Below are 348 nucleotides of genomic sequence, written 5' to 3' on the forward strand. Positions count from 1 at the left end.
TTCGCAAGCCCACGCCGAGGTGAGCCAGCCCATATCGCACACCGATCACCGCGGCCTGTATGCCACGGTGATGGAAGGCGCTGGTGATCAGGAAGGGAAAACACCATGAGCCAATACGAGATCGTCACACCGGTCGCACTCCAGCACACCCAAGAGGTGACCTGTACCCCGCCATGGTATGTGCGCAATACCGAATACCCTCCCGCCATGGCGACGTATCAACCGCTGATCAATGGGGAAGAAACGTTCCGGGCCGTGCACCTGGCCATTTCACAGGCCAAGGCAACTGTCGACATCATCTGCTGGGGCTTTCAGCCGTCGATGTATTTCATCCGCGACGGAATATCG

1 pseudogene is annotated in these 348 nt (G+C 58.3%); it reads left to right on the forward strand.

From position 1 onward, the window contains the following. Positions 1 to 105: 105 nt before the first annotated feature. Positions 106 to 348 (forward strand): annotated as a pseudogene (locus ACM6G4_RS24320) (phospholipase); the annotation flags it as partial.

Origin of the sequence: Pseudomonas sp. IT-P258 (assembly GCF_949767825.1) — a bacterium.
GTDB classification, from domain to species: Bacteria; Pseudomonadota; Gammaproteobacteria; order Pseudomonadales; family Pseudomonadaceae; genus Aquipseudomonas; species Aquipseudomonas monachiensis.